A 16,201-nucleotide genomic window follows, 5' to 3' on the forward strand; every position below is an offset into this window, starting at 1 on the left:
GATTGGGTACGACCGTTACCCGAGTTCCGAGCGAAGTCTTGACTCGTAGCATGGCAAACCTAACCACGATATCGCTGTGGGCAGGCACGGCAGGAATGTTCCTGGGAATGCTGTACTTCATCGCGACAGGATGGAACGTACGGGATTCCCGGCGAAAGAAGTTCTACGTCGTCACGACGTTCATCGCGGCGATCGCCTTCGTCAACTACCTGGCGATGGCGACGGGCTTCGGTCGGTTGCCGATCGAAGTCATCGAGAACATCCTCGGCACGGAACTCAGCGGCGTTCCCGAGGAAATCTACTGGCCGCGATACACTGACTGGGTTCTGACGACGCCGCTATTGTTGTACGACATCGCGCTGCTCGCGGGCGCTGACCGCAACACAACCGGGACGTTGATCGGCCTCGACGTATTGATGATCCTCACCGGCGCGGTCGCGACCCTGACGTTCAGCGGGGCAGCCGGGATGGGCGTCGGGGGCGTCCGCATCCTCTGGTGGGGCGTCTCTACCGGCTTCCTGCTGGTGTTGCTTTACTTCCTGTTCTCGTCGCTGACGGCGAGGGCAGCGGAGTTGTCGCCCGACACCAGAAGTACGTTCAAACTCCTCCGGAACATGATCGCCGTCCTCTGGCTGGTCTACCCGGTCTGGTGGATCGTCGGGACCGAGGGGCTGGGCGTCATCGGGATCGGCCCGGAGACCGCCGGCTTCGCCGTACTGGACGTGACCGCGAAGGTGATCTTCGGGATCATCCTGCTGCGCAGTCACAACGTGCTCGACGACGCTTCGGCCTCGCCGAGCTAACGACTGCAACGAATCCACGAACAATTTGTCTCCCTCATTTTGGCGAACACTGGGTGAAAGATAGGAGAGTGTCGTCGGTTAGCGGACTGTGCATCATTGACCGGGTAGCAGCGCTGATTTCCTGAGAGAAAGCAGTGGGGCCCATACTGACTCGTCTCGAATCAAGTAACTCAGTGCCGTCTCTCGGTCAATTGTCCGTCGAATCAGTGCAAGATGGAAAGCGTATGTCTCAGACGGAGCCCCAGTTTGCGAGTGAGAAGATCCCCCAATACAGCTCTGTTATCGAATCAATCAAATATAATTGGATTACACGCGACTTAGTTGGTTATTTATACGGGGAATGATACTGAAATCACACGATGAGGTTGCCCCGCTCGATGACCGGCCACCGATATCACCCGCACGTTTTTGCTCTGGTCGGCGGAATCACTCTAACTCTCTTGATTTTGAGCTTCCTCGTTGAGGTGCGGATTATTGTCGAGAGTCCGGACTATGGTGATGTCACATCCATTAGTTCGACACTGTGGCAAACGATTCTCGGCCTCACAACGATTGGATCGTTCGTCCTTGCCGTCTACAACTATCGGGCCGAGATAGATAACTCAGACGGCCCTGCGACAGAATTCACCATTCGCGGACGGAACCACGACATCGATTTTCATCTTCACGTCGCGGACGATGAACGCAAATCCGACAGAGAATCCCAAGACGTGGAATCAACAGAGCAACAAGAGGCTAAGGGGGAGAGCGAAGATAGCGACAGTCAGAAATCGAGTTGACGAGTGATCCACTCGCGGGCGGCGGCGGTGAGCATTGCTTCCCACGAGCTAAAGCCAGTGTGTGCGTCGATATAATCGTCAAACTCCGATTCAGGGATTTGTTTGAAGTCCTCCTTGGTATCGAACTCCCATGGACTGCTATCGAAGAGTTCGTCAACCGAATCGAAGTCGGTATGCGTTCGCATGAAACTGTCCGGGAAGAGTTCGTCCATCGGAATCTCATTCTCGCCACTTACACCTTCGAGATGTTGTTGGAGGTCATCCAAAGAATCGGCCAATTCTTCGAACCCCTCGATCTGGACGCTCATATTGATTACTCTGTGGCACAACGATATAAACCTATCCAGCCTTCCGTAAGTAGTGATGCGAGTAATTCATCCAGTACAAGTAGCTGAAAAAACGAAGTCATCTTGCCGACTCCACGCTATCCACCCACCACGCCGACCGATCACAATATTACTGGGATCTCAGTTGTTTCGAGCAGTCCAATAAGATCCTCTACGCCAATTGTTGGGGTTACTGGCTCGACTCGAGCAGTGATTCATTTGGCTCGATCGACAGCCAGCCCATATACGTCAGCCACTGTTGGGATTGCATCACGCTCGACGACCCACCCGAGCAGAACCAGTCCCTGGACGAGAAAGACGTTCGTTACGAAGAAGAACAGCGCCTCCTCGATCGGGAGCCCCAGCAGCGCGATCCCGGTCGTCCGCTCCGACGAGAACGTCCACAACTCCAGCCCGATTGCCAGCCGGTCGATGGCCCAGAGGTACGCCGTCGGGACCGCAAGCGCAAGGGCGACCGACCGGCGCGCCCGGACGAGTACCGGCCAGCCAAAGCCCCACTGGAGGGCGAGAACGGGAGCTGCCCACGCGAGGATCGCCCCCAGGTACAGCGACGAGGAAGACGACAGGAAGGCGAGCCCGACGACGCCCACCAGCAGGCCCCCGGCGACGCCGACGAGGTGCTGTCGGCGGGTGACCGATGGGCCGCTCCCGTCCGGGCGAACGACGAGCGTGGTCCACAGCCCCGTCAGGACCGTCTGGGCGGCGACGAACAGCAACTCCTCGTAGGGGACGACACCCACGCGACCGACGAGCGTCGAGCCGTACGCCCAGACGCCGCTGCGGATCAGATAGCCGTCCCACGGCAGCGTGTACACTACCGCGACGACAACTAGCAGTCCCGTTCCGAACAGCCCCGCCCGGTTCCATCGTCCGGTCACGAGAAGTGCCCCAGCCACCACGAGGACCGGAGCGACCACGAACGCAAGTACGAAGGCGAGGTAGCTGATCGGCCCCATCACTCACCTCCACGACGGGAGGGACCGCCGTGGCTGATCGCTCTCCTCCGACGGTTGTGCGGTCTCCTCTTTCGATCCTTGGGGGGCCCGTCGATCATTCTCTGAAATTACGAGGGCGAGACGACTCAAAGCCGTACCTATTCTGTTGGGTTCCCCGGGCCGACAGCCGTAATGTCGCTCAGGATTCGAAGAACGCCCTGACCAGCTTCTTCTCGGCCGTTCGCAGGTGCTGGTAGTACGTCGAGGGGACCACATCCATCGCCTCAGCGAGGTCGTCGCCGTCGCTCTCGCGGGGCCACTCGAAGAAGCCACTCGCGTAGGCTGTCCGGAGGGCGGTCAGTTGTCTGTCGGTCAGTTCGGACTCGACAGCGGCTTTGAAGGCCTGTGGGGACGTCGCTTCGCTCTCTGTCTCGTGGTAAGCAAGCAGTTCGACGCCATCGTAGATCGATTCGAGTTCCTCGACGATCGATCGTCCATTCTGCTCGGTGGCGACCTGGAACCGGACCCGGATGCCGGTCGGCTCGACCGACATCGATTCGATCTCCGCGCCGTACGTCGTGAGTGCGTCGACAAAGGGCGCGCCCCGTGCGACCAACGCAAGGACGCGTTCGCCGTCAGTGCTCGACAGGACCGAGACGTCGGTGACGCCGTCGTAGCGGTCCGGTGCTGCCAGCAGGGTCTCCTCGTCGGCCGCGTCGACGGCCAGCAGGAACCGGACGGCCCCGTTGTCGCCGACGTGAATCCCGCGATACTCGATCGCTCCCGCGGTTCGACCGGCCAGATCGATCAGGAACAGCGACGGGTCCGACAGTTCGGCCTCGACGGTGATCGTGACGTCGGCCGTGACTGTCCGCTTGCTGAGCACGTCGTTGATCGCCGATCCGACGACCCGGCCCAGCGCCCCGAGGATCGTCCGCTCGGTCTCGTCGAACGCCTCGGCGTCGGCGTCGAAGACGGCGAGGACGCCGTAGGTCGTCCGTCGATACGTCAGCGGGATCGCAATGCCCGCGCCATCGCACTCGTCTCCGTCGGTCGACTGGTCCAGGGCCAGTCCCGCCGAGAGGGGCTGTATCTCGGTCGTCTCGATGGCTCGGTCGAGGGCGGACGTTGCGGGCCGATCGTCGTCAAGATCGATCGTCGTCGGCTCGCCGTCGCGGTCGCTGTACGCCACGACCGTCAGCGCGTGGGCAGTCGGATCGTACTCGCCGATCCAGGCCCGATCGAACTCCGTCCCCGAGTCGAAGCGCTCAGCTGTCAGTCGATGGATCTCCGGCCGATCGTCGGCCCGGACGAGGATCTCCGTGAGGTCGCTGACGAGGCCCTCGACGCGATCGAGCACACGCTGGAGGCGCTTGCGTTCCTCTCTGATCGCCGCCTCGGCCTCCTTGCGCTCGGTGATGTCCTGCTGGAAAGCGACATAGTTAGTCACCTCTCCCTTGTCGTCGCGGATCGGCGATATCGCCAGATTGTTCCAGAAAGTCGATCCGTCAGGTCGGTAGTTCAGTAACTCGACGGCCACCGACTCCTCGTTCTCGACGGCTTCCCGGACCTCGGCGACCGTTTCGGCGTCAGTGTCCTCACCTTGCAGGAAGCGACAGTTGACACCGATCGCTTCCTCCTTGTCGTAGCCGGTGACGTCTTCGAAGGAGTCGTTGACGTAGATCAGCGGCTCGTCCGGCCGGGTCGCGTCGCCGATCGTGATCCCGACCGGCGCTTCGTCGAGTGCCCGTTCCTTGAGGCGCTGTTCCTCAGTCGCCGTCCGATCGTGGATCGGCATCCGCACCTGATCACCCCGACGCGTCGGGACCACGTCAACTAGCTCCTCGCGGACGGCGTCCGAGAGGTTCTCGACCGTCTGAGGGACGAAGGCGGTCACGTCGGCCCGGACGGCCCGGCGACTCACGTCGCCATCGACCGTCTCGGGGAGTAGAATGACCGGAAACGAGGGCCGGGTTCGGCGGACGCTCTCGAGCAAGGAGAGTCCATCGAACCCGGGTCCGTGTTCGACGATCGCGCAGTCGACATCGCCGGACTCGATCCGATCCAGCGCCGCCGCGAAGTCCCGTTCGGTCTCGACGACGACGTTCTCGGCGATCTCCCGCAACGCTTCCCCGGGGAACGGGTCGTCCGTCGGGTTCTCCCCGACCCGGAGGACGACCCGCGACTCCGCTCGCTCGCTCATGGCGTCGAGCTACGGGCAGGACTGTCCTAAAGGTCAGGGGTCGTCCCTGCACTCGAGACGGCCACGTCCGGCCGTTCGCTCGGCAGGACTGTCCGAAAGGTCAGGGGTCGTCTCGGGGTCAGGCTCCGAGAACGGGCGCCAGCGGACTCTTCCCCTGGGCGTCTTCGACGACTGCGTTCGCCGCGTGCTCGCCACTGATGAACGCCATCGGGACGCCGATCCCCGGCGACGTGAATCCGCCGACGTAGTACAGCCCGTCCATCTTCCTCGCGCGATGGGATGGGCGCATCGGTCCGGTCTGAAAGAGCGTGTGTGCCAGCCCCAGCGCCGTTCCCTTGGGGTAATTCAGCCGTTCCGCGAAGTCCTCGACACACATCGACTCCTCGAGGACGATCCGATCGCGCAGGTCGACGCCGACGTTCTCGGCCAGGTCATCGAGGATCAGGTCACGGTATTCTCGACGCAGGTCCGGCGTGTCCGGCAAATCCGGCGCGATCGGCAGCAGGACGACGACGGCGTGGTGGTCGTCGGGGGCGACGGAATCGTCCGTCAGGGACGGGACGGCCAGATAGTAGGCCGGATCGTCCGGCCAGGCCGGTTCGTCGAAGATGGCCTCGAAGTGTGGGCCCCAGTCCTCGGGGAACACCAGCGAGTGATGTTCCAGAGGTCCGACATCGCCCTCGATCCCGAGATACAGCAGTAGTGCCGAGGGCGCATACGTCTGTTTCCTCCAGTGGTCGAGGCGATGGTCGCGCTTCGCGGGCGAGAGCAACTCGCGTTCGACGTGGGCCGGCGGCGCGTTCGCCACGACGCGGTCGGCTCTGCGTCGACCACGATCAGTCTGTATCGCCAGCCCCGTCGTCGTCGCCTGGATGTCGGTCACCTCGGTGTCCGTCCGGTAGGTGACGCCGAGTTCCTCGCCGAGGTCGACCAGTCCCTCGACGACGCTGTACATCCCGCCTTCGGGATAGTAGACGCCGAGGTCGAAGTCGACGTGGGCCATCAGGTTGTACAGTGCGGGCGTGTTCTTCGGCGCGCCCCCCAGGAACACGAGCGTGTACTGCAGCAGTTGCTGGAGCTTCGGGTTCTCGACGTACGTCGAGACGTGGTCCTGCATCGAGCCGAGCATTGTCAACCCCGGTCCCAGTCGGATCACGTCGAGATCGAGCAGGTCACGGAAGCGCGAACGGTCCGCGTAGACGAAGTGTTCCATCCCGACCTCGTAGGTGTGTTCGGCCTCCGCGAGGTACCGGTCGAATGCCTTCCCGCCGCCACGCTCGTAAGCGGCGAAGGTCCGCCTGGTCCGATTCCGATCCGGCGTGACCGTCACCCAGTCACAGGGCGCGAGGTCGCTCCCGTACGGTTTGCCCGCTCCCGGAATGGGATCGCTGTCACGGTAAAAGACCCGATACTGGGGATCGAGCTGCTTGAGCGTGTAGTACTCATCGGGAGTCCGCTCGAAGTGATCGAAAAAACGCTCGAAGACGTCGGGCATCAGGTACCACGACGGCCCCGTGTCGAACCGGAACCCCTCGGCTTCGATGAGATTGGCCGCCCCGCCCAGCTGTGACTGCTGCTCTATGACAGTCACCTCAGCACCCGCGTCGGCCAGATACGCCGCGGTCGTCAGCCCGCCGAACCCGCCACCGATCACGTCGATCGACTCGCCCGCGAGTGGAGACCCGTCGAATCGAGTCATGGAACGTACCAGATGCCGCGCTCGCGGTCCAAAAACGATCCGACGACGACATGTGGCAGCGCGATGATACTGATCGCGACGCTCCAGAACGCCACACCGCCCGAGAGCAGTGGGGCGCCACCGAGCGGTCGCGTGGCCGCCAGATAGATCGCACCGACGACCGTTGCCGTCGCGATTGCGCCGACGATCAACACGCCCCAGGCTGTCATGGCCACGACGCGGAGATCGTCACTATCGAGCACCCCGGAGAGGATCCCGCCTTCCTCGGGCACGTCGTCCTCGACATCTGTCTGACGACCGACCTGGCGCGTCGAGTACCAAAGCGGGAAGTAAAGCCCCACGGCGACGACGACCGGGACCACCGCGAAGTACACGAGCAACAGTAGCGTCTCGACGCTGTCGACGAGCCATGAACCGCTCCCGTCCCGTCTGGCGTACCCGATTCCGAGGTGAGCGATCGCCAGCGTCGCGAACCCGACGCCAATCAGCGGACGTGTAACAGTGAAATACGACGTGATACGCCCCAGTCTACCGGGCTGGAAGATGGCGACCATGTAGGTACTGAACGTCTCGAAGGTGCCCGGCCAGCAGACGATCGGGACCGCCATTACCGAACCGCCCCGCACCAGTGCCGCGAGGTGACGCTGGACGTCCGACCGGAGATGACTGCTCCCTGTCACGGCATCCATGACGTGTAGGCCACCGTAGCCTCCCTTCAGGACGGCTATCGTGATCGCGAGCGCGAGACCGGCGATCGGGGCGGCGAGGAACAACGCGAGAAAGCCGGCGATCAGTGCGAGGTAGGCGACCACGTAACGCCCCTGGAAATCCAGTCCCCGCTGGCGGATGTTGTTGAAGTGTTCGTACCCACCGTGTGGGAGATTCAACGCGACCATCCCGAAGAGGTAGATCGCAGCCTGCATCTCCAGCCCGAGCCGAACGCCGAACGAAGCCGCGAGAACGAACGCTCCGGTCACAACGAGCAACGCGACCCGGGAAACGGTCACAGGAAGATTTTCGCCCCGGAAGTCGAACCCCGTTCCAGGCCGTTCGTGTGCAATCTGTCCCATACGATTGCGTACCGGCGAAGCCCGCCTCAATCGGCTACCAAATATATGGGGTAGTGGAGATCGGTCTCCGGGCAGGAGTTTTAACCGATGGCGATCGAAACAGACGACGATGGGAATCGAAACGCTTGCCTGCCCCGAGTGTGGTGCTGAGGCGAAGATGGGGCTGCCACGGAGCGCTACGGTCAGATCGGTCGCCGTCAATCGGCACGAGGAACCCGCCGACGAGCGCATCAAGGTCCGGGAGAACGTCTGTCCCAACGACCACCGTTTTTTCGTTACCTTCGCGTTCTGACGAGATCCGCTCGGGCCGAGATCCATTCCGTCCGACGAATTCGAACGATGACCCGGAGAACCTAGTTTCAACTTGGAGGGGGTCGACACCCGATCCATGGAGCACGAGATCGAACATCGACCCTCCTACGCACTGTTGACAGTCGAACTCGGCCAGAGTGAGGAAATCCAGGCCGAAGCGGGAGCAATGGTCAGTCACACCGACGGTATCACAATCGAAACGGGCGCACAGGGCGGAATAGTCGACTCGCTGAAGCGCAAGGCCTTCGGCGGGGAGTCGTTCTTCATGAACACGTTCAGCGCCGAGCGACCGGGACACGTCACGCTCGCCCCGCCGCTCCCGGGCGATGTCGTGGACAAGGACCTCGAAGACGAACGATTGCTCGTCCAATCCGGGTCGTTTCTGGCCGCCGACCCGGGGATCGACATCGACACGAAGTTCGGCGGCGGGCGTACGTTCTTCGGCGGTGAAGGGCTATTCTTGCTCGAACTGTCGGGGACCGGCCGGACCTTCCTCTCTAGTTACGGTGCGATCGAACGCGTCGATCTCGACCCCGGCGAGACTTACACCGTCGACACCGGCCACATCGTCGCCTTTGAGGGATCGACGACCTTCGACGTCAGCAAGGTCGGCGGATTGAAGTCCACGCTTTTCAGTGGCGAGGGGTTGGTCTGTGAGTTCCAGGGCGAGGGCAGGGTCTGGTTGCAGACCCGCAGTACTGACGCCTTCCTGTCGTGGCTCATCCCCAACCTCCCGAGCAACGGGGGCGGTGATCAAGATAGCGGATTCAGCGTGGACTTCTGACGGAACTGGGCGGGGTACTTCCCCTCACGTCGGCCGACTCAAAGCGCGTTCTCGACCGCGCTCGCCACCTCGCGGGCCTTCTCGGCGAGAGGTTTGGGGACATGTCCCGCTTGGACGGCCACGTCGAGTTCGTCGTCGTCTACGCGTTTGACGGTTCCGTCAGCGTGTTTGACCACGTCGACGTGGAGGTCGACGTAGCGGATCTCACCCGGGAACACCTCGACGGGCGTACAGACGTTGACGTAGGTTCCGCGTGTGTTCCCATCTGCACTCCGGTAGACGGTAGGATACCACCACTTTCCCTCGGTGAACTTCGTGGCGGCCACGTCGCCGGCCTGTCGCTCGACTCCCAGCGCGTCGTAGGTTCCGCCGGGGGACATCTCGCGTTCGACCCGGACGGTGCCCTCGGGGTCGCGTTCGACCACCTCGCCGCGGCCCAGGCTGATCGTTCGACCGTCGGGTTTCCCGTGAGCGATCGCGATCTGATCCCCCTCTGTCGGGCCGAACTGGCGAGTCACCACGTCGAAGGGAAATTCGCTATCGAGATCGGGTGTAAGCTCCTCGACGAAGTCGACCGCGGCACTCGCCCGTTCGTCGCCGGCCTTGATGCGGTGGTGGCCGGGCATCGTCACTGTCACGTCCCGGCGGTGCTCGTCAAGTGCGAAGCGGGACTCCCGACCGAACAGCACCCACACGGTTCCTTCCCCCGCATAGACCAGCCCAGTATCGACCTGTTCGTCGGCCTCCGCCAGCGCGGCATCGAGTTCCTCGGCACGCTCGACTTTGTGATCCAGCGCCGCCTCGAGGACGTCAAACCCAACGTCCTCGGCGTCGCGGCCCCAGGAGACGCGCCAGCCATCAGGAATCTCCACCGAGAGGACATCGAGCAGGTCCGGACCGCCGGTCCCGGCACGCGATCGTTCGCGGACCAGTGTCGCCAGTTCTCCGTCGACGGTCAGCGTCGTTCCCAGCTCGGCCCGATCGTCGCTCCAGGGTGCGGCGGGAGTCGTCACCTGTACGCGCAGGCGGTCGTCCGTCTCGATGTGAGCATCAGTCGCGCCGTAGGGGAGAAACCCTTCGCTGTCGCCGAGGTCGACGACCGCACCGCTGCCCAACGTTTCGGTGACGACACCCTCGAAGACCGCTCCGCGTGGTGTCGGATCACTCCAGAAGAGCGTGTCTCTGGCCACCTCGAACCGATCGCGAACCGCGTCGACGCTGTCAGGGTCGCCGACGAGTCCGACGCCAAGCCGGTCATCATCGGGAACGACCGAGACGTCGGCAGGCCCCGACGAGAACCCGCCGTCGAACCGGCGTTCGATCGGTGGTGACGCCTGAACGATCTCGGAATCGTCCGCACTGTCAAGTAGCCGCGTCAATGCGGTGGCATAGATACCCCGACAGCGGACAGCGATCGGAGCGTCGGTTTCCGAGTCGGTCATAGGGCGTCCCGATCGTGGGTGAAGCGTACCCGATCGTCGATCGTCGGGCCCAGCGACAGTTCGACGAGCGTTCCGTCTTCGAGGATCCGCCCGCCTTCGACGGGAACACCCCACCCTTCGAAGCGGATGTATCCCCGTATATCGGCGGCGTGCGTATAGAGATCGACATACTCGAGCGTATGCTCGGGATACCTCTCGTCGGAGTGGGCTCGGTCCATGTCCGAGATGACAGTGTCCACACTCTCGAAGAACGCTTCGAGGGCCGTTGCCTCCTCGCGAGTCGCTTCGACGACTAGCTCCGAGGCCGTCCGGAGCTCGGTCGTCGAGAGACCGACCTCGCGAAGCGCAGCTTGCGTTCGCGGATCGAAGTGCATGGAGTACGTTGTTGGGTGGCGCTTGAAAACCTCGTGGTCAGGCCCCGATCAGACGACGATGTTCAACACGAGGACGAGCACGCCAAAGAGCGCTCCGAAGGCGACGATCGTCTTGGGATCGATGCGGATCGCGTTGCTGTCCTCGGCGTCGAAGTACCGGACGAGACCGGCACTCGACATCAGGCCTCCACTGTCGTCGCTGCTCATATTCGGCACTGGTCGGCGGATCCGCCTAAGCCTTTCGACACGTTCCTCGGAGCGGGAAGAACAGTCCCGCTCGGATCGTCTCTCATACGGATTGCTCTCAGTCATTCCACATCGACCGCCCCCAGTCAGGCGGTCGTAGTGGTAAACAGTGAGAGCAATCCGTATCAGTCAGGGGGAACGACCCACGCACCCGATTCGTTATCGATACGACCCACGCACCCGATTCGTTATCGATTCAAGAGTGCACGCGCGTACAACCAGCGTCGCGACCAGAGTTGGTAGGCCGTCGAGACAGCCAGGACGAACAACAACACGGTCGCGAACACGAGAGTCTCACCGAGCGCGAACGGGGGCAGACCCGTCTCCGCCCCGACGATCGCGAAGAGACCGAAAACCCCCACCGTCCGGTAGTAGGTGCTCCAGGAGATGCCCAACCCCGTCACGACGTTCATGTAGGGTTCGATCTCTCTAGCTCGCTCGCGGAGTCGAACACGCTTTCGGTCCCTGTCGTACTGGACGATGCCGAGCGAGTCCAACTTGGGTAGGTGTGTCTGGTGAAGCGAGTTGTAGACGCTCTGTCTGATGTTCGTCGGCGGCGGCGAGGAACCGGTCTCCCGGGACGCGATCCGCTCGGCCAGCCTCCGCAACGGTACCGGATCGATGTGCTGCTTGAGATACTCAAGCACCCGGCGGCGACGGTCGTTTCGGAGGACGTCGTGGACCTCCTCCGGATCGATACGTGTCTGTCTAACTGCGAGGGCTCCCATGGTGTCCCACTCCCAATGTTTTACCTCACCCCAACTCGAGTGAGGCCCGAAGCAATGGTGAACCGTACCATATATAAAATCCCCTTATAGTTTGGCTAACAATTAATTAATGGGAGATGTCCCCGGACGAGGCCGGACAGCGGGGTTGTTCAATCGCTGATTCAGGCGGGCCGTGGAGTGAGTCGGAGAGATAAACGGGTCGTTTGAATGTCCGAACGTTCGATTCTGTGGAGATGATCCGGCGATTAGCTATGGGGGATGGGAACATGCGGTGTGATACGTTCGGCCCGCCTGGGGTGGGCGGGACGAACAGGAGAGACCATGTCAGAACGATACGAACTGTCCCGGCGAAAAGTGCTTGCGGGGTTGGGGACGATCGGCCTCGCAGGTGCCGGAGCCGGATTCGGTACGACGGCGTACTTCAGTGACGAAGAGACATACGAGAACAACACGCTGACCGCGGGTGCGCTCGACCTGACGGTCGACTGGGAGGAACATTACTACAACGGCGTGGATACCGTTGACGTCGACGTCATGTACGACGAACCCGAAGATCCGGAGGGATACGTCGGCCTCCCTAACCCGAACAGTCCCTCCGTGTGGGTCGCGGCCGAGGACCTCGCTACGTTCATGGACGGGACGTCGATCGAGGCCTACCCGGACGACAACGACGACGGTGTCCAGGATCCTGTCCTCTACGGCGACACGACCGGGGAAGAAGAGCTCGAGTACATGCCGTGTGAGGACTTCGCACAGACGCCCGAGGATCTCGATCCGGACGGCGGTCGTGCGTTGCGGTCGCTCAACATGGATACGGTGGCGAACTGGCCCCTCGAAGAGGGCGAGGACGCCGAACCCAAGCCACTCGTGAGTTTAGAGGACGTCAAACCGGGCGACTTCGGGGAACTCACGCTCAGCTTCCACCTGTGTGACAACCCGGGATACGTCTGGCTCACCGGCGAGCTGATCGAGGCGGCCGAGAACGGCCACACGGAACCAGAGGCCGAGGATCCCCAGGAAATGGGCGGGCCGAACACGTCGAACTCGACCGGTAACGACGTCGAACTCATCGACGAGATCCAGACGATGCTGTGGTACGACGAAGACGGCGACAACGTCTACGAGCCAAGTGGCGAAGCCGGCGAGGCCGACATCGTGCTCGTCCTGGATCGCTCGGGTTCGATGAGCGGTGGTGGACTCTCGGCCGCACAAAGTGCGGCGATCAACCTGATCGATGCAGTCGGATCCAACGCCCAGATCTCCGTGGTTTCGTTCGCCGACCAGGCGACAATGGACCAGTCGCTGACCGGTACCAAACAGGACGCGCGCGACGCCGTGAACGCGCTGTCTCCGGGCGGCGGGACCAACATCGAGGAGGCCATCGACATCGCTCACGAGGAACTCGACGGCCACGACGTTGCCACGACGTATTCCGCCAGCGGGAACAATCGTAGCGGTGCCCAGCCGATCATCGTGCTCCTCACGGACGGCTCGCCGAACGAGAGCTACGAGAGTCAGGGACTCTCCGATCCGAGTCACGACGACGACACCGACAGCGCGTCGACTGATTTCAGCGGGTTCGGGGATGCCAACCCGGCGGACAACGCCGAACACCTGAAAGAGAGCGTCCACGACGTGTCGATGTACACTGTCGGGTTCGGGGGTATCTCCTCCGGGTCAACCAACGCCGCGCTGCTCAATTACATGGCGACCGACGACGCGCAGTCCTTCATCGGCGCCCAGAGCGAACTGTTCGACATCTTCAGCCAGATCGCGCAGTCGATCGCGGGTGAAAAGGCGCTCTTCCAGGGATCGCTGCGCGAACTGCTGGACGAACTCGGGATGGGAAGTAACGGCATCCCGCTGGACGGCAACCGAACGTCGAACTTCGACGAGGTTCCCGGTGACGGACTGAACGACGAAGATCCGAGCGAGCAGGACGCGGATGCGAGGGACTGTTTCGTCCCCAGCACGACGAACGCCCTCGGACTCGCGTGGTGGCTACCGGTCGATCACGCCAACGAGATCCAGACCGACAGCGTGAGCTTCGATCTCGGGTTCTACACCGAACAGTGCCGGCACAACACCGGCAGTGGGATGGAGGCCGAGACGACGGCCATGGAGACTGAGACCGAGACAGCGACCGAAACAGCGACCGTGACTGAGACCGAGACAGCGACCGAAACAGCGACCGCGACTGACACCACGACCACGCAGAGTTGATCAGTCACTCGGTTCCGGCTTGACTCGCACGGGAGTGGGGTGATCGTCTCGGGGACGATCGTTGCTCGGCGGTTCGACTCCGCCGGCGAGTTCTCCCCAGGGAGGGGGTCAGGTATGTCAGAACGATACGAACTATCCCGGCGGAAAGTGCTCGCAGGGTTGGGGACGATCGGCCTTGCAAGTGCTGGCACCGGACTCGGCACGACGGCGTACTTCAGTGACGAGGAGACTTACGAGAACAACACGCTCACGGCTGGATCGCTCGATCTCAAGGTCGACTGGGAAGAACACTACTACGACGGATCAGTCGAAGGGGTAACTCTAGCAGACGACCCCACGAACGCGGATTACGTCCTGCCGGCACTCGAACCCCTCCAAGCGCCGAACGTCCTACAGAACGGGGAGTATCGGAAGGATGCTCCTGTCGGAACACTACAGGTCAGTTCCCCGGACGATGCACTCCCCATCGCGCTGAACTTCGACGACAAAGACGCCTTTTGGGACACAACAGCGATCGAGGCCTTCCCGGACGTCGACGACGACGGTGTCCAGGAGGATTTCCATGAAACCTACGAGGTGGGCGAAGGCGAGATCACCGTCGGTCCAGCCTGTGAAGCGGGTGCCGATACGCCGGCGGATCTCGATCCGACCGCCGATGGTGCGCTCCGAACGCAGAACGACGATACCGTCGGTGAAGAAAGTTGGAAGCCGCTCGTCGCGCTTGACGACGTCAAGCCGGGTGATTTCGGCGAACTCACCCTGAGTTTCCACCTGTGTGACAACCCGGGGTACGTCTGGTTGACGGGCGAACTGCTGGAAAATGATGAGAACTCGGTGACCGAACCCGAGGGTGCCGATCCTGACGAGGACCAGACTGCGGACGATCCTGGGGACGACTTCGACGGCGAGCTGACCGACCACATCATGACGAGGATCTGGTACGACGAGGACTGCGACAATCAGGTCGACGAAGAGACAAAGGAGCTGGATATGATGCTCGCGATCGACACGTCCGGGTCGATCACCGACACCGAGCAGACCCAAATGATCGACGGCATCAACGCGTTCATCGACGATCTCCCTGACGACGGCAGCACCCAGGTCGGAGTTCTGAGTTTCGGCGGTGGTGCGATCAACGATCTGCAAGCACTTGATACTCCAGGCAACATCTCTGTGCCGGGATTTTCCTTCGGAGGGAACACGCCGCTCCCGGCGGCCCTCGACACCGCCGATCAGATCCTCCGTAACGATCCCAACGCGCGATCCGACGCACAGAAGACGATCGTGGTGTTCACCGACGGCGGTCCTAACTACCAGAACCAAGACTACGCCGTCAACGGGTACACCGCTCCCCGGGACGATACGACTGATTGGTCAGCTGCAAGCGGGAACTCCGCCTACGACAACGCCGACGCGGCGTCCGGGACGGTCAGCGAAGCCGAAATGGACGAAACAGCACTGGTCGCCGAGTCCGTCCGGAACATGACCACGCGGATCGCAACCGTGTTCGTCGGCGATGATGATTCGACGGAAGCGATGACCCAGGACGCCGAAGACGAGTACGACACACTGCCAGCGTTCCTGGGGAACGAGATCGCCTCGGTTGGATTCAGCTTTACCGTCGACTTCTCCGACCTGGAAAATCTGGCTACACAACTAGAGCAGTCGATCGTCGTCGGCGAGGAAGTGTTTTTCCTCGGCACACTCGGACAGGCCTTGAGTCGTCTCGAAGAAGGAAACGGCGTCCCGCTCGATGGGGATCTCTCCACAGCCTTCGACGAGCTTACAGATCCCGACGACGATGCGGATCGGGAGTGTTTCGAGGCGAGTTCGACCCACTGTGTCGGCTTCGAGTGGTGGTTGCCGCTGAACCACTCGAATCAGATCCAGACGGACTCAGTGGGCTTTGATATCGGGTTCTACACCGAGCAGTGCCGGCACAACACCGGCAGTGGGATGGAGGCCGAGACGACGGCCATGGAGACTGAGACCGAGACAGCGACCGAAACAGCAACCGCGACTGACACCACGACCACGCAGAGTTGATCAGTCACTCGGTTCCGGCTTGACTCGCACGGGAGTGGGGTGATCGTCTTGCGTACGATCGCTCCTCGGCGGTTCGACTCCGCCGGCGAGTTCTCCCCAGGGTGGGGGCACACAATGACGGAACGATACGAACTGTCCCGGCGGAAAGTGCTTGCGGGGTTGGGGACGATCGGCCTTGCAAGTGCTGGCACCGGACTCGGCACGACGGCG

General features: G+C 62.2%; 15 protein-coding genes. 6 read left to right on the plus strand and 9 right to left on the minus strand.

Going from position 1 to position 16,201, the window contains the following annotated elements:
- Positions 1–50: 50 nt before the first annotated feature.
- Both E3374_RS06555 and E3374_RS06560 read left to right on the plus strand, forming a co-directional pair.
- The gene (locus E3374_RS06555) at positions 51–803 is read left to right on the plus strand and encodes a bacteriorhodopsin (RefSeq protein ID WP_136688262.1); all 753 of its coding nucleotides are present in this window, start codon (positions 51–53) and stop codon (positions 801–803) included.
- Positions 804–1,180: 377 nt separating this feature from the next.
- Positions 1,181–1,582 carry a hypothetical protein gene (locus tag E3374_RS06560; RefSeq protein ID WP_136688263.1) on the plus strand — a complete coding sequence of 134 codons (402 nt, stop codon included), beginning with the start codon at positions 1,181–1,183 and terminating at the stop codon, positions 1,580–1,582.
- Here the strand turns inward: E3374_RS06560 and E3374_RS06565 are convergent.
- The 5 genes from E3374_RS06565 to E3374_RS06585 all read right to left on the minus strand — a co-directional run bounded on the left by E3374_RS06565 (position 1,567) and on the right by E3374_RS06585 (position 7,836).
- The gene (locus tag E3374_RS06565) at positions 1,567–1,890 is read right to left on the minus strand and encodes a hypothetical protein (RefSeq protein WP_136688264.1); all 324 of its coding nucleotides are present in this window, start codon (positions 1,888–1,890) and stop codon (positions 1,567–1,569) included. The two genes, E3374_RS06560 and E3374_RS06565, sit on opposite strands and share 16 nt — an antisense overlap.
- A gap of 233 nt (positions 1,891–2,123) precedes the next feature.
- A complete protein-coding gene (locus tag E3374_RS06570; protein WP_136688265.1) occupies positions 2,124–2,885 on the minus strand; it encodes a lycopene cyclase domain-containing protein in 762 nt (253 codons plus the stop codon).
- A gap of 178 nt (positions 2,886–3,063) precedes the next feature.
- Positions 3,064–5,067 carry a bacterio-opsin activator domain-containing protein gene (locus E3374_RS06575; protein WP_136688266.1) on the minus strand — a complete coding sequence of 668 codons (2,004 nt, stop codon included), beginning with the start codon at positions 5,065–5,067 and terminating at the stop codon, positions 3,064–3,066.
- A 118-nt stretch (positions 5,068–5,185) separates the two neighbouring features.
- Positions 5,186–6,766 (minus strand): phytoene desaturase family protein, encoded by a 1,581-nt coding sequence (locus E3374_RS06580; RefSeq protein ID WP_136688267.1) that lies wholly within the window; start codon positions 6,764–6,766, stop codon positions 5,186–5,188.
- Complete coding sequence (locus E3374_RS06585; protein WP_136688268.1) at positions 6,763–7,836, minus strand: Brp/Blh family beta-carotene 15,15'-dioxygenase; 1,074 nt, start codon at positions 7,834–7,836, stop codon at positions 6,763–6,765. Before E3374_RS06585 ends, E3374_RS06580 begins: the two co-directional genes overlap by 4 nt.
- A gap of 109 nt (positions 7,837–7,945) precedes the next feature.
- On the opposite strand from E3374_RS06585, the gene brz reads away from it, so the two are divergent.
- Together brz and E3374_RS06595 are read left to right on the plus strand one after the other, a co-directional pair.
- Positions 7,946–8,128 carry a transcriptional regulator Brz gene (brz, locus tag E3374_RS06590; protein ID WP_136688269.1) on the plus strand — a complete coding sequence of 61 codons (183 nt, stop codon included), beginning with the start codon at positions 7,946–7,948 and terminating at the stop codon, positions 8,126–8,128.
- Between the two features lie 96 nt (positions 8,129–8,224).
- Positions 8,225–8,932 (plus strand): TIGR00266 family protein, encoded by a 708-nt coding sequence (locus tag E3374_RS06595; RefSeq protein ID WP_136688270.1) that lies wholly within the window; start codon positions 8,225–8,227, stop codon positions 8,930–8,932.
- A 38-nt stretch (positions 8,933–8,970) separates the two neighbouring features.
- Here E3374_RS06595 and E3374_RS06600 read toward each other — a convergent pair whose 3' ends face one another.
- The 4 genes from E3374_RS06600 to E3374_RS06615 all read right to left on the minus strand — a co-directional run bounded on the left by E3374_RS06600 (position 8,971) and on the right by E3374_RS06615 (position 11,722).
- Positions 8,971–10,347, minus strand: coding sequence for a DUF402 domain-containing protein (locus E3374_RS06600; RefSeq protein ID WP_136688316.1), 1,377 nt, complete (start codon positions 10,345–10,347; stop codon positions 8,971–8,973).
- A gap of 23 nt (positions 10,348–10,370) precedes the next feature.
- Entirely contained in the window at positions 10,371–10,748 is a 378-nt protein-coding gene (locus tag E3374_RS06605; protein WP_136688271.1) for a DUF7532 family protein, read from the minus strand.
- A 48-nt stretch (positions 10,749–10,796) separates the two neighbouring features.
- Positions 10,797–10,955 (minus strand): preprotein translocase subunit Sec61beta, encoded by a 159-nt coding sequence (locus tag E3374_RS06610; RefSeq protein WP_136688272.1) that lies wholly within the window; start codon positions 10,953–10,955, stop codon positions 10,797–10,799.
- A 227-nt stretch (positions 10,956–11,182) separates the two neighbouring features.
- Positions 11,183–11,722, minus strand: a complete 540-nt coding sequence (locus tag E3374_RS06615) for a DUF7344 domain-containing protein (protein ID WP_136688273.1) — start codon at positions 11,720–11,722, stop codon at positions 11,183–11,185.
- A gap of 321 nt (positions 11,723–12,043) precedes the next feature.
- Here E3374_RS06615 and E3374_RS17115 point away from each other — a divergent pair, with 321 nt between their 5' ends.
- Both E3374_RS17115 and E3374_RS06625 read left to right on the plus strand, forming a co-directional pair.
- A complete protein-coding gene (locus E3374_RS17115; protein ID WP_169051790.1) occupies positions 12,044–13,945 on the plus strand; it encodes a vWA domain-containing protein in 1,902 nt (633 codons plus the stop codon).
- Between the two features lie 114 nt (positions 13,946–14,059).
- Positions 14,060–15,991, plus strand: coding sequence for a vWA domain-containing protein (locus E3374_RS06625; RefSeq protein ID WP_136688274.1), 1,932 nt, complete (start codon positions 14,060–14,062; stop codon positions 15,989–15,991).
- Positions 15,992–16,201: the final 210 nt, after the last annotated feature.

The organism is Halorhabdus amylolytica, assembly GCF_004944975.1.
Taxonomy (GTDB): Archaea; Halobacteriota; Halobacteria; order Halobacteriales; family Haloarculaceae; genus Halorhabdus; species Halorhabdus amylolytica.